Origin of the sequence: Vibrio sp. 99-70-13A1 (assembly GCF_013114625.1) — a bacterium.
Taxonomy (GTDB): Bacteria; Pseudomonadota; Gammaproteobacteria; order Enterobacterales; family Vibrionaceae; genus Vibrio.
Genome location: NZ_VTXD01000094.1, coordinates 1 through 1,209, shown reverse-complemented (window position 1 = coordinate 1,209; position 1,209 = coordinate 1). Strand labels below are relative to the sequence as shown.

General features: G+C 29.7%; 2 protein-coding genes. Both read left to right on the top strand.

Going from position 1 to position 1,209, the window contains the following annotated elements:
* The coding region (locus tag F0226_RS22330; RefSeq protein ID WP_216606705.1) for a hypothetical protein at positions 1-880 on the top strand (880 nt) is incomplete at its 5' end.
* On the top strand, positions 855-1,209 hold a 355-nt coding region (locus F0226_RS22325), incomplete at its 3' end, for a hypothetical protein (RefSeq protein ID WP_171737686.1). The genes F0226_RS22330 and F0226_RS22325, both read left to right, overlap by 26 nt.

Sequence of the window (1,209 nt, the reverse complement as noted above, 5' to 3'; positions counted from 1 at the left end):
CTATATAACAAATAACTATGAAATAATTAGTTTTTTATTTATATTTGTGTTGCTTGTGTTTAAACCAGCATTCAAAGGAATTGAATTCGACAGCTTTTTTAAAAAGTTTTTTATGTTCTTTTTAATTAGTTTTGGTTATGGTGTTTATCAAATGACATTTGGTTACCTTCCATTTGAAATGGCTTGGATTAGATCAGGAGTTGGTGCCGTTAATGAGGCAGGTTACTTCGTAAATGATGGTATGCGCCCTTTTTCTTTTTATTCTGGAATACCTGAGTTTGCATTCATTTGTTCAATATTTTGTTATTGGTCATTCCAAAGAAAGCAGAACCTTCTGTGTTTTGTTTTCTTTTTAATGTTGTTTTATATTGGTTCAAGAGGGATTATTGTCTCAACATCAATTGCTTTTTTAACAATGTTTATACTCAAAAATAAATTTTCTGGCTTCAAAGCCGTTTTTACCTCGTTGTTTTTCAACCTTGTTTGTTACCTGACTATTTTTTTTGCTTTTCCAATATTTATTAAGCCGTTATTAGTTGATGCTGGTAGAGTTGCTGTTTTCGGCACTTTTAATGCTAGGGTCGATATGGCTTTAGATTTATATTCACAATTTCAGTTTGACTTCTTTTGGCTAGGCTATGATAAGTTCCAGGCTACTACTGATAACATGTATATTAATCTTTTTGTAAATTATGGTGTTTGGGGTATTCTTGGGATACTTTTACTGTTTAAATGTTTTGCGTTTGATAAAAAATCTTCGTTCTTTGTCAGTTCAATGGTCGGGTATTCTTTATACGCTGATACATTTTATAGCTTATTTTTATTGTTGAATTTTTCGGTTTGTGTTTTTAGTTATGAAAAAAATAATTCTTGTAAGTAATTATTCTGGAAGTTATGGTTCAGAATTGATGTTAGAAAAGCTGTATTTATCATTAAAAGATAAATATGAAGTGAAAACATATCTAAATGAGGCAGTTCCTGTACCAGAAGAGTTCTCTTTATCTGTAAATTCTGTTGCTGGAAGATATAATGTAGTATCCAAAAAAAATAAAAGAGTATCATTTTATTCGTTATTGTTTTGGTTTAAAGTATTAAAAAAAGAAAGACCAGATCTAGTTATAGTCAACATATCGCTAATTCCAGAGGTTTTTTTTGTTACTAAACTCCTCAGGATAAAGTCGATTGTTTTTATTCGAGAAAGCTTAATAG